The sequence below is a fragment of the Ruegeria sp. AM9 genome, from assembly GCF_056540565.1.
Genome location: NZ_JBQFWY010000001.1, coordinates 91256 through 103222, shown reverse-complemented (window position 1 = coordinate 103222; position 11967 = coordinate 91256). Strand labels below are relative to the sequence as shown.

13 protein-coding genes are annotated in these 11967 nt (G+C 59.6%); 7 read left to right on the top strand and 6 right to left on the bottom strand.

The features are described 5' to 3' along the window. Positions 1–54: 54 nt before the first annotated feature. Positions 55–906 carry a class I SAM-dependent methyltransferase gene (locus ACR0DO_RS00555; protein ID WP_480556147.1) on the top strand — a complete coding sequence of 284 codons (852 nt, stop codon included), beginning with the start codon at positions 55–57 and terminating at the stop codon, positions 904–906. A gap of 60 nt (positions 907–966) precedes the next feature. Continuing rightward, a complete protein-coding gene (locus ACR0DO_RS00550; RefSeq protein WP_480556146.1) occupies positions 967–1443 on the top strand; it encodes a fasciclin domain-containing protein in 477 nt (158 codons plus the stop codon). A 52-nt stretch (positions 1444–1495) separates the two neighbouring features. Here ACR0DO_RS00550 and ACR0DO_RS00545 read toward each other — a convergent pair whose 3' ends face one another. Together ACR0DO_RS00545 and ACR0DO_RS00540 are read right to left on the bottom strand one after the other, a co-directional pair. After that, a complete protein-coding gene (locus tag ACR0DO_RS00545; RefSeq protein WP_480556145.1) occupies positions 1496–2080 on the bottom strand; it encodes a L,D-transpeptidase in 585 nt (194 codons plus the stop codon). Positions 2081–2276: 196 nt separating this feature from the next. After that, positions 2277–3776 carry a CoA-acylating methylmalonate-semialdehyde dehydrogenase gene (locus tag ACR0DO_RS00540; RefSeq protein ID WP_170671331.1) on the bottom strand — a complete coding sequence of 500 codons (1500 nt, stop codon included), beginning with the start codon at positions 3774–3776 and terminating at the stop codon, positions 2277–2279. A 103-nt stretch (positions 3777–3879) separates the two neighbouring features. Here ACR0DO_RS00540 and ACR0DO_RS00535 point away from each other — a divergent pair, with 103 nt between their 5' ends. The 3 genes from ACR0DO_RS00535 to coaD all read left to right on the top strand — a co-directional run bounded on the left by ACR0DO_RS00535 (position 3880) and on the right by coaD (position 5856). Then, complete coding sequence (locus ACR0DO_RS00535; protein ID WP_170442507.1) at positions 3880–4782, top strand: LysR family transcriptional regulator; 903 nt, start codon at positions 3880–3882, stop codon at positions 4780–4782. Between the two features lie 59 nt (positions 4783–4841). Then, complete coding sequence (locus ACR0DO_RS00530; protein WP_170442509.1) at positions 4842–5279, top strand: CBS domain-containing protein; 438 nt, start codon at positions 4842–4844, stop codon at positions 5277–5279. Between the two features lie 85 nt (positions 5280–5364). Then, on the top strand, positions 5365–5856 hold the full coding sequence (coaD, locus tag ACR0DO_RS00525) for a pantetheine-phosphate adenylyltransferase (protein WP_480556144.1): 492 nt from the start codon (positions 5365–5367) through the stop codon (positions 5854–5856). Here the strand turns inward: coaD and gap (ACR0DO_RS00520) are convergent. The 3 genes from gap (ACR0DO_RS00520) to gap (ACR0DO_RS00510) all read right to left on the bottom strand — a co-directional run bounded on the left by gap (ACR0DO_RS00520) (position 5848) and on the right by gap (ACR0DO_RS00510) (position 8150). Beyond that, entirely contained in the window at positions 5848–6852 is a 1005-nt protein-coding gene (gene gap, locus ACR0DO_RS00520) for a type I glyceraldehyde-3-phosphate dehydrogenase (RefSeq protein WP_480556143.1), read from the bottom strand. The two genes, coaD and gap (ACR0DO_RS00520), sit on opposite strands and share 9 nt — an antisense overlap. Before the next feature lie 81 nt (positions 6853–6933). After that, a complete protein-coding gene (locus tag ACR0DO_RS00515; protein WP_170442516.1) occupies positions 6934–7077 on the bottom strand; it encodes a hypothetical protein in 144 nt (47 codons plus the stop codon). Positions 7078–7148: 71 nt separating this feature from the next. Beyond that, positions 7149–8150, bottom strand: a complete 1002-nt coding sequence (gene gap / locus ACR0DO_RS00510; protein ID WP_170442517.1) for a type I glyceraldehyde-3-phosphate dehydrogenase — start codon at positions 8148–8150, stop codon at positions 7149–7151. A gap of 181 nt (positions 8151–8331) precedes the next feature. Between gap (ACR0DO_RS00510) and ACR0DO_RS00505 the strand changes: the two genes are divergently transcribed. Beyond that, positions 8332–9291, top strand: a complete 960-nt coding sequence (locus ACR0DO_RS00505; protein WP_480556142.1) for a DUF808 domain-containing protein — start codon at positions 8332–8334, stop codon at positions 9289–9291. Between the two features lies 1 nt (position 9292). Further along, positions 9293–9706: a hypothetical protein gene (locus tag ACR0DO_RS00500; protein WP_480556141.1), complete on the top strand. Its 414-nt coding sequence runs from the start codon at positions 9293–9295 to the stop codon at positions 9704–9706. 45 nt (positions 9707–9751) lie between these two features. On the opposite strand, the gene tkt is transcribed toward ACR0DO_RS00500, so the two are convergent. Continuing rightward, complete coding sequence (gene tkt / locus ACR0DO_RS00495; RefSeq protein ID WP_480556140.1) at positions 9752–11776, bottom strand: transketolase; 2025 nt, start codon at positions 11774–11776, stop codon at positions 9752–9754. Positions 11777–11967 lie beyond the last annotated feature (191 nt).

The window sequence follows — 11967 nt, the reverse complement described above, 5'->3', positions numbered from 1 at the left end:
CAGAGGCCCGGCAAGCAGCGGTAAGGAACAGGCGACAGGAAAGTGGAGCCGCCCGTGAAACTCAGAAAATTCCCCAAGATCAATGAGGCCCTGGATGAGTTGGGGGTAAAGCTGATCGACAAGACCGCTGAAAAAGACGAGCGCGCCCGGCTTGAGGCGTTCGAACGGGCAGGCGGGCTGACCCGTCCGGCCTATGCCTTGTCACCGGGGATGGAAGGGTTCGATATCGGCCAGCTGGTTGCCGAGTACGGCCAACATGCCGAGGCGCTGGAGGCCCTGAAGGACCCGGCGCGCAATCAGACCGGCTATCGGATCGGCAATGGCTATTACGACAGCCCCGACGCCGACGCGCTGTATCTGATGATCCGCCGGTTTGCGCCGAAGCGGGTGATCGAGGTCGGCTGTGGCAACTCGACCCGCGTGACCCGTCAGGCGATCATCGACGGCGGGTTGGACACGAAGATCACCGCAATCGATCCGTACCCCCGCGCAGATATCGCGCATGTCGTGGACCACTTTGAACAGAAACGGCTTGAAGAAGTTGATCCGGCGCTGTTCGACCAGCTTGAGGCGGGCGATGTGTTGTTCATCGACTCCAGCCATGTGGTCCGGATGAGCAACGACGTGGCGCATCTGTTCTGCCGCATCATCCCGGCACTGAAAGCGGGCGTGGTGATCCATGTCCACGATGTTTTTCTGCCTTATGAATACCCCAAGCGGTTCTTTTACGACTGTCCGGGCTGGGGTGAGCAGTACATGCTGCACGCCTTGCTGCAATCCGGTTCCTTTTCAATGCTTTGGCCCGGATACTACCTGCAACAGGACCGTCCGGATGCGGTCGAGGCCTTACCATTTCTGAAGGATGGCCGCGCGCAGAGCATTTGGGTGCAGATCAAAGAAAAGTGATCCGGGCCGGCTGAGGCTCCGTACCCCTTTCCATAACAAGCTGGAGAGGAGACAACAGCCATGTTTCGCCGTACATTCATGGGCGCCGCCGCCGCACTTGCCCTTGCTCTGCCTATAAAGGCGCAGGCCGCTGATATCGTGGACACCGCCGTTTCGGCCGGATCGTTCAACACGCTGGTTGCTGCCGTGCAGGCCGCCGGGCTGGTCGATACGCTGAAGGGGGATGGGCCGTTCACCGTGTTCGCGCCGACTGATGAGGCCTTTGCCGCGCTGCCCGAAGGAACGGTGGAAACATTGCTGCTGCCGGAAAACAAGGATCAACTGGTCGAAATCCTGACCTATCACGTGGTTCCGGCCAAGGTGATGTCAGGTGATATCGCCGGCAAGCGTGCCAAGGTTCTGACCGTTCAGGGTGACCGTCTGAGCGTGAATGCTCGGAACGGCGTAAAGGTCAATGACGCCGAAGTGGTGCAGGCCGATATCGAGGCCACCAATGGCGTGATCCACGTGATCGACGCGGTGATCCTGCCGGAATAACGCCGCCCGGATAAGAAATAAGCCCCGGTCCTTATGGCCGGGGCTTTGTGTTTCAGGTCAGCCTGACCTGCGTTCCGATCTGGACCAGAGGATACAGTTCCTCGACATGCTGGTTGTAAAGGCCGATGCAGCCGGACGAGCTTTGACGCCCGATCTTGCGCGTGTCGTGGGTGCCATGCACCAAGTAAGCTGGCCAGCCCAGATACATGGCGCGCGTGCCCAGCGGGTTGCCGGGATCGCCACCTTCCATCCGAACGGGCAGGGACGGGTCACGCTCGCGCATGGATGCGGTCGGGGTCCAGCTTGGGAATTCCGTCTTGCGTACGACTTTGGTGTAACCGCGCTTGGTCAGCTCTTCGCTCATCGGGACCGAACTTGGGTACAGCTTATAGGTGCCGTCCGGCCCCCAGTAATGCACCGCGCGGCTGGTGATGTCGGCCAACAGACAGCCAACGCCCAGCTCGTCGAAATGGTCCTGCCAGTTCTGCTGAGAGAACGACGACACGTTGCGGCGTACCGGCAACTGCGTGCTGATGGCTTCTTCATCGGATGGGAAAGCGTCGCTGCTTTGCGCACGTACGATGGCGGGCGTCGCCAGAAGAGACGCAGCGCCCAGCAATGCAGAGCGGCGAGTCATGCGGGGATTTGACAAATTGGCCTCCGGTTCAGGAACTGCTCGAGCAATAATTTGCCGTAAAGTATTGGCCATCTCCCCGATTTTCTAGGGTGCGCAAGCTGAATTTATCGTGAAAATGACTGTTTTGGCGGTGCTTTGCCGAAAAAACCCGGCCTGTGAAAGGCCGGGTTCGGGTGTTTCCGAGTTCAGCAGTGGATCAGTCCATTGCCTTGAAGTTGAACTCGCCACCTTCCTTGATGCCCGAGGGCCAGCGCGCGGTGACGGTCTTGGTGCGGGTGTAGAACTTGAAGCTGTCCGGACCATGCTGGTTCAGGTCACCGAACATGGATTTCTTCCAGCCGCCAAAGGTGTGGTATGCCAGCGGAACCGGGATCGGAACGTTGATGCCGACCATGCCGATGTTGATCCGGCTGGCAAAGTCGCGCGCGGTGTCACCGTCACGGGTGAAGATCGCAGTGCCGTTGCCGTATTCGTGATCCATCGCCAGGCCAATCGCCTCTTCGTACGACCCCGCGCGGACGGTCGACAGAACGGGGCCGAAGATTTCCTGCTTGTAGATGTCCATTTCGGGCGTGACGTGGTCGAACAGGTGCGGACCGACAAAGAAGCCATCCTCATAGCCCTGCAGGCTGAAGTCGCGGTTGTCGACAACCAGTTTTGCGCCTTGCTCGACGCCCGAATTGATCAGGCCGAGGATACGCTCTTTGGCGGCGCCGGTCACAACGGGGCCCATGTCCACGTCGTCGCCTGCGGTGTAGGGGCCGACTTTCAGTTTCTCGATGCGCGGGATCAGCTTTTCGATAAGCGCGTCAGCGGTCTCTTCCCCGACCGGAACAGCGACCGACACGGCCATGCAGCGTTCGCCCGCCGCGCCAAAGCCTGCACCGACCAACGCGTCAGCCGCCTGATCCAGATCGGCGTCGGGCATGACGATCATGTGGTTCTTGGCACCACCGAAGCATTGCGCGCGTTTGCCGTTGGCGGTTGCGCGGCTGTAGATGTATTGCGCGATCGGGGTCGAACCCACAAAGCTGACGCCCTGGATAATCTCGCTGTCGAGGATGGTGTCCACGGCCTCCTTGTCACCGTTTACAACCTGGAAGACGCCCTTGGGCAGACCCGCCTCGACAAACAGTTCGGCCAACATCAGCGGCACCGACGGGTCACGCTCGGACGGTTTCAGAACCACGGCATTGCCGCAGGCCAGAGCCGGACCAACGTGCCACAGCGGCATCATGGCGGGGAAGTTGAACGGCATGATCGAACCGACAACACCCAGCGGCTGACGCATGGAATACATGTCGATCCCGGGGCCTGCGCTGTCGGTGAATTCACCCTTCAGCATCTGCGGCGCGCCGATGCAGTATTCAATCACTTCCAGACCACGCTGCAGGTCGCCTTTGGCGTCGGGGATGGTTTTGCCGTGCTCGCGGCTCAGCGCTTCGGCCAGCTTGTCCATGTCACGGTTCATCAGGCCGACCATGGCCATCATCACGCGTGCGCGCTTCTGCGGGTTGGTGGCGCCCCAGGCGGGTTGAGCCGCAGCGGCGGCCTCGATGGCAGCTGTGGTTTCCGCAACACTGGCCATCGGGCAGCGATACTGAACTTCACCAGTTGCCGGGTTGAACACGTCGTCGAAACGACCAGAGGTTCCGGCGGTCATCTCGCCATTCAGGAAGTGGGTCAGGTCTTGCATCGATAGCTCCTCCGATAGATTTGAGCGCACAATAGGCTTGCAGAAATCGCGCGAACAGAGGCAATGTCTCAAAAGAGCTTTGCAAAAATGCAAAAGGTGACACATGAACCCGAACTGGGATGACATGCGGGTTTTTCTGGCCGTGGCGCGCGAGGAAAGCCTGTCTTCGGCCGGGCGTATACTTAAGATCGACCCCGCCACGGTCGGGCGGCGCATTGCCCGGCTTGAGGCGACATTGGACGCGACACTGTTCACGAAGTCCCAGCAGGGTTATCTGCTGACCGCTGCAGGGGAGCGCCTGTTGGATCACGGTCTGCAGGCCGAGGAAGCGATGCGTGCGGCGGCAGGGGCTGTGGTGGGCTCGACCAAATCGCTGAGCGGTCAGATCCGGATCGGTGCGCCCGATGGCAGCGCGAATTATCTGCTGCCGCAGGTCTGCGCGAAAATCAGCGATGCCAACCCCGATCTGGATATCCAGATTCTGGCCTTGCCGCGGATCATCAATCTGTCCCGGCGTGAAGCGGACATGGCGTTGACCGTCAGTGCGCCAACGGCAGGAAAGCTGCTGGTCAAAAGGGTCAGCGATTACAAACTGCATCTGGTGGCGACCCATGATTATCTGGAACGCCACGACCCCATTCGCACCGCCGCAGACCTGAAGGGGCACCGGTTGATTGGTTACATCCCGGACATGATCTTCGACCGCGAATTGGACTATCTCAACGATATCGGCATTGACCGTGTCGCGCTTGCATCGAATTCCGTCTCGGTTCAACTGCGTCAGGTGACGCTTGGCACCGGGGTGTGTGTGGCCCATGACTTTACGCTGCCGTTCCACCGGAACCTACGGAAAATCCTGACGGATCAAGTAAGTTTGACCCGCAGTTTCTATCTTGTCCGGCACCAGGGCGATCAGCGCAACGAACGGTTGAACCGCTTTGCCGACGCCCTGACTCAGGGCATCCGTGACGAAGTTGCGCGGCTAGAAGCGGATGCCGACGCTTGACAGGTCGGCTCAATCGCGCAACGCTTTGGAATAAGATTATTATTTCGGAGGTGTTCTTCATGCTCGTTCAGGCCATTCTGAAATCCAAGGCAACAGAAGGCGTGGTGACGGTCGAACCTTCAGCGACGGTCTCGGAAGCTTCGAAGATACTGGCGGAAAAACGCATCGGTACCGTTGTCGTGTCCGAAGATGGCGGGCAGACGGCATCCGGCATCCTGTCCGAACGGGATATCGTGCGCGAACTGGCCGCCAGCGGCAGTGGGTGCCTGAACCAGCCGGTCAGCGCTTATATGACGCAAGACCTGATCACGACGACGCGGCAGGCCACCGTTCAGGATATCATGGCCAGCATGACCGAAGGCCGCTTTCGCCACATGCCGGTGGTTGAAGAGGGTAAGCTGGTTGGAATTGTAACGCTTGGCGACGTGGTCAAGGCCCAGCTGGCGGAACTGGCGATGGAAAAAGACGCGCTGCAAGGCATGATTATGGGCCACTGACGGCCCGGACCTCTGAACAGTTCGCTTGCACCTGCAACTCGTTTATGTTTGCTTGCGCAGAAATTTTGTTGCGCAGGAGGGCGTGATGCGGGTGGGGTTATATCCTGGAACCTTTGATCCGATCACCTTGGGTCATATCGATATTATCCGCCGCGCCTCGGCGTTGGTGGACAAGTTGGTGATCGGCGTTGCCATCAATCGGGACAAGGGACCGATGTTCTCTCTGGAAGAGCGTGTCGCCATGATCGAGGCGGAATGTGCGCATTTGTCCGATCAAACCGGGACCGAGATCGTTGCCCATCCCTTCGAAAACCTGCTGATTGACTGTGCCCGCGATGTGGGCGCTCAGATCATCGTGCGTGGTCTGCGGGCTGTGGCGGATTTCGAGTATGAATTCCAGATGGTTGGTATGAACCGCGTGCTGGACAACTCGATCGAGACCGTGTTCCTGATGGCAGAGGCCCGACATCAGGCCATCGCATCTAAACTGGTGAAAGAGATCGCGCGGCTGAACGGGGACGTGTCGAAATTCGTCACGCCCCGGGTCAATGATGCACTGCGCCAGAAGTTAGGTTAGGGCACCCATTGCGGCGGCTGTGTCCAGCATCCGGTTCGAGAAACCCCATTCGTTATCGTACCAAGCCAGCACGCGAACCAGCGTGCCGTCAGTGACCTTGGTTTCCGCCAGAGACACGGTCGAGCTGTGGGCGTCGTGGTTGAAATCCATCGATACCAGCGGACGGCTTTCCGCCGCCAGAACACCGGGGATCTTTGCGGCGGCCTCAATGAACAGCGCGTTGACCTCTTCCTCGGTGGTGGGGCGCGAGACCTCGGCCACCAGATCAACAACCGATACGTTCGGAGTGGGGACTCGGATCGCCTGGCCGGTCAGTTTTCCGGACAGTTGCGGCAGAACCAGACCCACGGCAGCCGCTGCGCCGGTCGTGGTTGGGATCATCGACAACGCGGCCGCCCGCGACAGGTACGGGTCCTTGCCCGCAGTATCGTGAACCGGCTGGCTGGCGGTATAGGCGTGAACGGTGGTCATGTTGCCATGCACGATGCCCAGCTCGGCATCCAGCGCGGCGGCTACCGGAGACAGGCAGTTCGTGGTGCAGGAAGCATTCGAGACCACGGTGTCCTCGGCGGTCAGTTCGTGTTCATTCACGCCGAACACGACCGTCTTAACCGCGCCATCGCCGCGCGCTGGCGCCGAGATCAGTACTTTCTTCGAACCGTTTTTCAGATGACGTTCAGCGGCCTCGCGCGTGCGGAACACGCCAGTGCATTCCAGAACCACATCCACATCAGACCAGTTCAACGCCTCGGGGTCGCGCTCGCTGGTCAGGCGGATGGGGCCGGCACCGACATCCAGGCCTGCGTCGGTCAGGGTGACCGTTTTGGGATAACGACCGTGCACGCTGTCAAATTCGAACAGATGCGCGTTCATTTCGGGCTTAGCCAGATCGTTGATCGCGACGATCTCCACATCGGTGCGTCCGGTCTCCATCACCGCGCGCAGAACGCCGCGTCCGATCCGCCCGAATCCGTTGATTGCCAGCTTGAGTGTCATTTTCTGCTCCGTCCGAATATCGGCTAAATAAGGTTAGCGCTAACATCGCCAGATAAGCGGAAATGTCAAGCAAAACCTCAATCAGCGCCAGACGGCGACCCAGTCCAGAAAGGCGTACAGCTTTTTGCCGAGGAAGATCAGATGTTCCGGGCCAACGAATGCGTAGTCGATTATGACCGCACCCAAGATCAAGAGGCCGAGCCAGATAGCGATTTGGTTGGTCATTGCGGTCCCGAACGAAAATGCCCGCCCAGATAACCTGAGCGGGCAAAAAGGTTCAAGATTTCAAACCGGTCTTAGTTAAGGTGACCCATGGCAACGGCGACGTCGGCCATACGGACCGAGAAGCCCCATTCGTTGTCATACCAAGCCAGAACGCGAACCAGGCGACCATCAACAACGCGGGTCTGATCCGGTGCGAAGATCGAGCTTTCTTCGGTGTGGTTGAAATCGGTCGAGACCAGCGGTGCGGGCTCATAGCCCAGAACGCGCTGCATCGGGCCTTGCGCGGCTTCACGGACGATTTCGTTAACCTCTTCGACGGACACTTCGCGCGAGGCGCGGAAAGTCAGGTCAACGGCCGACACGTTCGGAGTGGGAACGCGGATGGCCGAGCCGTCCAGACGGCCCTTGAGGTTCGGCAGAACCTCACCCAGAGCCTTGGCGGCACCGGTCGAGGTCGGGATCATCGACATCGCCGCAGCGCGGGCGCGGTACAGGTCGCTGTGACGACGGTCCAGCGTCGGCTGGTCGCCGGTGTAGGCGTGGATCGTGGTCATGATGCCGTTTTCGATGCCGACACCTTCGTCCAGAACCTTGGCAAGCGGAGCAAGGCAGTTCGTGGTGCAGGACCCGTTCGAAACCATATTATCGTTTGCGGTCAGAGTGTTGTGGTTCACTCCGAACACGATGGTCTTGTCGACATTCTTGCCCGGTGCGGACAGCAGAACCTTGGCAGCGCCACGCTCAAGGTGAGTTTTGGCCTTCAGTCCGTCATTGAACTTGCCGGTGCATTCCAGAACGACGTCGCAGCCTTCCCAGTCCAGCTCGTTCATGTCGTAGGTCGAGAACATCTCCATCGGGCCGCGGCCCAGATCCATGGTGTTGCCATTGATCGCGATATCACGGGGGAAACGGCCATGAACGCTGTCATATTTCAGCAGGTGCGCGGTTGTTTCCAGCGGGCCGGTCGCGTTGACCTTGATCACTTCGATGTCGTTACGGCCTGACGCGGCGATGTGCGACAGGGTGCAGCGGCCGATGCGGCCAAAACCATTGATACCGACCTTGATGGTCATATGACGTCTCCAAATGCGCTTGCGTTGCAGGCCATATAACGGCGATTTCTGAATCTCAAAAGAGTAAAAGCGGCATATTTTTAAGGTGTTAGCGCAAACCCTGCCAGATTGCGCTAACGCTTGCGCTAGCTGAGGGATCGGGTAGGGTCCGTTTGCGGCAGGAGACAGGAAAGGATGCGCGATGAGCGGTCTGTTGGCCCTTTTGGATGATGTGGCGGGGATCGCCAAGGTCGCGGCGTCCTCGGTGGACGACGTGGTGGCGGCAGCGGGCAAGGCCGGGGCCAAGACGGCGGGTGTGATCATCGACGATGCGGCGGTCACTCCGAAATACGTTCAGGGCTTTGCTCCGGCGCGCGAGTTGCCGATCATCTGGCGCATCGCGCGTGGGTCGATTTTCAACAAGATCGTGCTGTTGCTGCCGGTCGCTTTGTTGCTGGCCAATTTTGCACCGTGGCTGATCACGCCGTTGCTGATGCTGGGCGGGTCGTATTTGTGTTTTGAAGGGGCCGAGAAGATATTCCACGTTCTGTTCCCGCATGGCAGTCACGCCATCGACGAAGACATGAACGTGCGCGACCCGGGTCATCTGGAGGAGCAGAAGGTCAGGGGGGCAATCAAGACCGATTTCATTCTTTCGGCTGAGATCATGACCATTGCACTGGCCGCAATCGAGGCTCCGAACCTGTGGATGCAGGCGGCGACGCTGGCGGTTGTGGGTATTGGTGTGACTGTAGCCGTTTATGGTTCGGTGGCGCTGATCGTGAAGATGGATGACGTGGGCCTGTACCTGGCACAGAACGCGCCGACGCCTATCGGGCGCGGGTTGGGACGTGGCCTGGTCAAGGCAATGCCGGGCGTGATGAAGACCCTGTCGATCGTCGGAACTGCTGCAATGCTGTGGGTCGGCGGGTCGATTGTCATTCACGGGATGGAAGTGCTGGGGTTTGGCTGGCTGGGCCATCACATCCACGATTGGGCCTATGCCATCGGGCATTCGGTCTCTGCGCAGTGGGTGGGCGCCGTGGAATGGATTTCCAAAGCCGCGATGGACGGTGTCTTCGGTCTGGCCTGGGGGCTTGTTTTGATCCCGGTTGCGACCAAGGTGATCGGGCCTTTGTTCAACAGGAAAGCTGACCACTAAGATGAAGCACTTCCGCTTAGAAACCTCAATTGATGGGCCTATCATCCGAAAGATCGGATCACGTGGGTCGTCTCGGAGCGGTGCATCTTCGCTTCTCTCAGCGCTGAGCATTGCAGCCGACGAAGTGCCGTTCGACGAAGGCGAACTCTATGGTTTTTTGCACTTTCGTATTGATACGGCCCTCAAGGCGCAGAAGCGTAGTCATTGGTCGGGCGGACGAATCTACAACACTTTGACCGGGCAATCGGCAACCTACGTTCCCCTATCAGGTACCCATCTTCGTCAAGCGTTGTCTTGTATTGGCTTGCAACCACCCGAGAAAGTGGTGGTGCAGGGACGGTATGAGTTGCGATTGGACTACGCTCTGAAAGCCTATGCCGCGTTAAAGTTGAAGGTTGAAGCTAAAGCCAAATGAAAAGGGCGGCCAAGGCCGCCCTTTGCTCGATTAGCTGGGTCTGTTTTACAGCCCCAGCAGTTCCTTGACCTTGGCAACCGTTGCCTCGGCGGTGATGCCGAAATGCTTGTAAAGCTCACCTGCCGGAGCAGACGCGCCAAAGCCTGACATGCCGATGAAACCGGCCTTGGCTTCGCGGCCACGCTCGCCCAGCAGCCAGCGGTCCCAGCCACCGGCGCGAACTGCGGCCTCGATACCGACGCGGACGGCACCTGCGGGCAGAACGCGCTTGCGGTAGGCTTCGTCCTGCTCGGCGAAGAGTTCCATACAGGGAATGGAAACGACGCGGGTGCCGATGCCTTCGGCCTCGAGCGTCGCCTTGGCTTCCATCGCCAGCGATACTTCGGACCCAGTGGCGATCAGGATGGCCTGACGTTTGCCTTCGGCATCGGCCAGAACATAGGCGCCCTGGGCAACAAGGTTCTTGGCCTTGTGCTGGGTGCGAACGGTCGGCACGCCCTGACGGGTAAGCGACAGGACCGAGGGGCTGTCCTTGAAGGTCAGCGCCAGCTCCCAGGCTTCGGCGGTTTCAACCGTGTCGGCGGGGCGGAACACATAGGTGTTCGGCGTCGCACGCGAGATGGCCAGATGTTCGACGGGTTGGTGGGTCGGGCCGTCTTCGCCCAGTCCGATCGAGTCGTGGGTCATCACGAAGACCGACGGCACTTTCATCAGTGCGGCCAGACGCATGGACGGACGCGCATAGTCGGTGAAGGCCATGAACGTGCCGCCATAGGGGCGGATGCCACCATGCAGAGCCATGCCGTTCATCGCGGCGGCCATGCCGTGTTCACGGATACCGTAGTGGATGTAACGGCCCTTGCGGTTTTCCGGCAGGAACACGCCCATATCGGCCGATTTGGTGTTGTTCGAACCCGTCAGGTCAGCCGAGCCGCCAACGGTCTCGGTCATGATCGGGTTGACGACGTTCAGAACCTTTTCCGACGAGGCGCGGGTGGCCAGTTTTGGCTGGTCTTCCGCGGCCTGTTTCTTAAAGGCGCGGATCGCACCGGCCAGCTTTTTGGGTGCTTCAAACACATAGGCGCGGTTGAACTCGGCCTGCTTGCGCTCGGACAGTTGCGCGAAACGCTCTTGCCATGCGGCGTGCTCGGCGGCGCCACGGGCGCCGATGGCTTCCCATGCGGATTTCACATTGGCGGGGATTTCGAACGCGTTGTGCGGCCAGCCGTAACCTTCCTTGGCCGCTTTCAGCTGGTCCTGATCGGTCAGCGCGCCATGCCCTTTCGAGGTGTCCTGTGCAGCGTGACCAAGCGCGATATGGCTTTCACACGCGATCATGGTCGGCTTGTTCGACTTTTTTGCGTCGATGATGGCGGCGTCGATGGCCTTGGGGTCATGGCCGTCGATTTCAATCACATGCCAGCCCGAGGCCGCGAAACGGCGCACCTGATCGGTGCGGTCGGCAATGTCGACCGTGCCGTCGATTGTGATGTTGTTGTTGTCCCAGAACACGATCAGCTTGCTCAGCTCATGACGGCCCGCGAGCGTAATCGCTTCTTGACTGACGCCTTCCATCAGGCAGCCGTCGCCCGCAATCACATAGGTATAGTGATCTACGACCTTCTTGCCGTAATGCGCGCGCTGGATTTCCTCGGCCATGGCAAAGCCAACCGCGTTCGAGATGCCCTGACCCAGCGGGCCGGTTGTGGTCTCGATCCCGTCGACCAGGAAATTCTCTGGGTGGCCAGCGGTTTTCGCGCCCAACTGGCGGAAGTTCTTGATCTCATCCAGCGTGACGTCGGCATGACCCGTGAGATAGAGCAGCGAATAGATCAGCATCGAGCCGTGACCCGCCGACAGGATGAACCGGTCGCGATCAGGCCAATTCGGGGCCGCAGCGTCGAATTTCAGGTGCTTTTCGAACAGCACAGTCGCAACATCGGCCATGCCCATCGGCATACCGGAATGGCCGGAATTGGCGGCGGCGACGGCGTCAAGGGTCAGAGTGCGGATTGCCGCAGCTTTGTCCCAGTGTTCGGGGTTTGCATTGCGCAGCGCAGTCAGGTCCACGGGCGTTGTTCCTTTGGATTACAGGCAGATGGGCGCTCAATACCATCCGCCCTCCAAAGTGCAAGCAGAACCGGGCGTTCTGACCAAGGTGTGGTTCAAGAAAGCGGCCCAAGTTGTTGAAAGCAAACAGTGGGTATTTTCCGTCCCGTTAGGTTAGACTAGGGCAAGACGCGGTGAATGTTGATTCGGAT

Bases quoted from the DNA above. Each gene is read 5' to 3' on its own strand.
- ACR0DO_RS00550 (WP_480556146.1), top strand. From the start codon at position 967: ATGTTTCGCCGTACATTCATGGGCGCCGCCGCCGCACTTGCCCTTGCT.
- ACR0DO_RS00545 (WP_480556145.1), bottom strand. From the start codon at position 2,080: ATGACTCGCCGCTCTGCATTGCTGGGCGCTGCGTCTCTTCTGGCGACG.
- ACR0DO_RS00540 (WP_170671331.1), bottom strand. From the start codon at position 3,776: ATGCAAGACCTGACCCACTTCCTGAATGGCGAGATGACCGCCGGAACC.
- ACR0DO_RS00535 (WP_170442507.1), top strand. From the start codon at position 3,880: ATGAACCCGAACTGGGATGACATGCGGGTTTTTCTGGCCGTGGCGCGC.
- ACR0DO_RS00530 (WP_170442509.1), top strand. From the start codon at position 4,842: ATGCTCGTTCAGGCCATTCTGAAATCCAAGGCAACAGAAGGCGTGGTG.
- coaD (WP_480556144.1), top strand. From the start codon at position 5,365: ATGCGGGTGGGGTTATATCCTGGAACCTTTGATCCGATCACCTTGGGT.
- gap (WP_480556143.1), bottom strand. From the start codon at position 6,852: ATGACACTCAAGCTGGCAATCAACGGATTCGGGCGGATCGGACGCGGC.
- ACR0DO_RS00515 (WP_170442516.1), bottom strand. From the start codon at position 7,077: ATGACCAACCAAATCGCTATCTGGCTCGGCCTCTTGATCTTGGGTGCG.
- gap (WP_170442517.1), bottom strand. From the start codon at position 8,150: ATGACCATCAAGGTCGGTATCAATGGTTTTGGCCGCATCGGCCGCTGC.
- ACR0DO_RS00505 (WP_480556142.1), top strand. From the start codon at position 8,332: ATGAGCGGTCTGTTGGCCCTTTTGGATGATGTGGCGGGGATCGCCAAG.
- ACR0DO_RS00500 (WP_480556141.1), top strand. From the start codon at position 9,293: ATGAAGCACTTCCGCTTAGAAACCTCAATTGATGGGCCTATCATCCGA.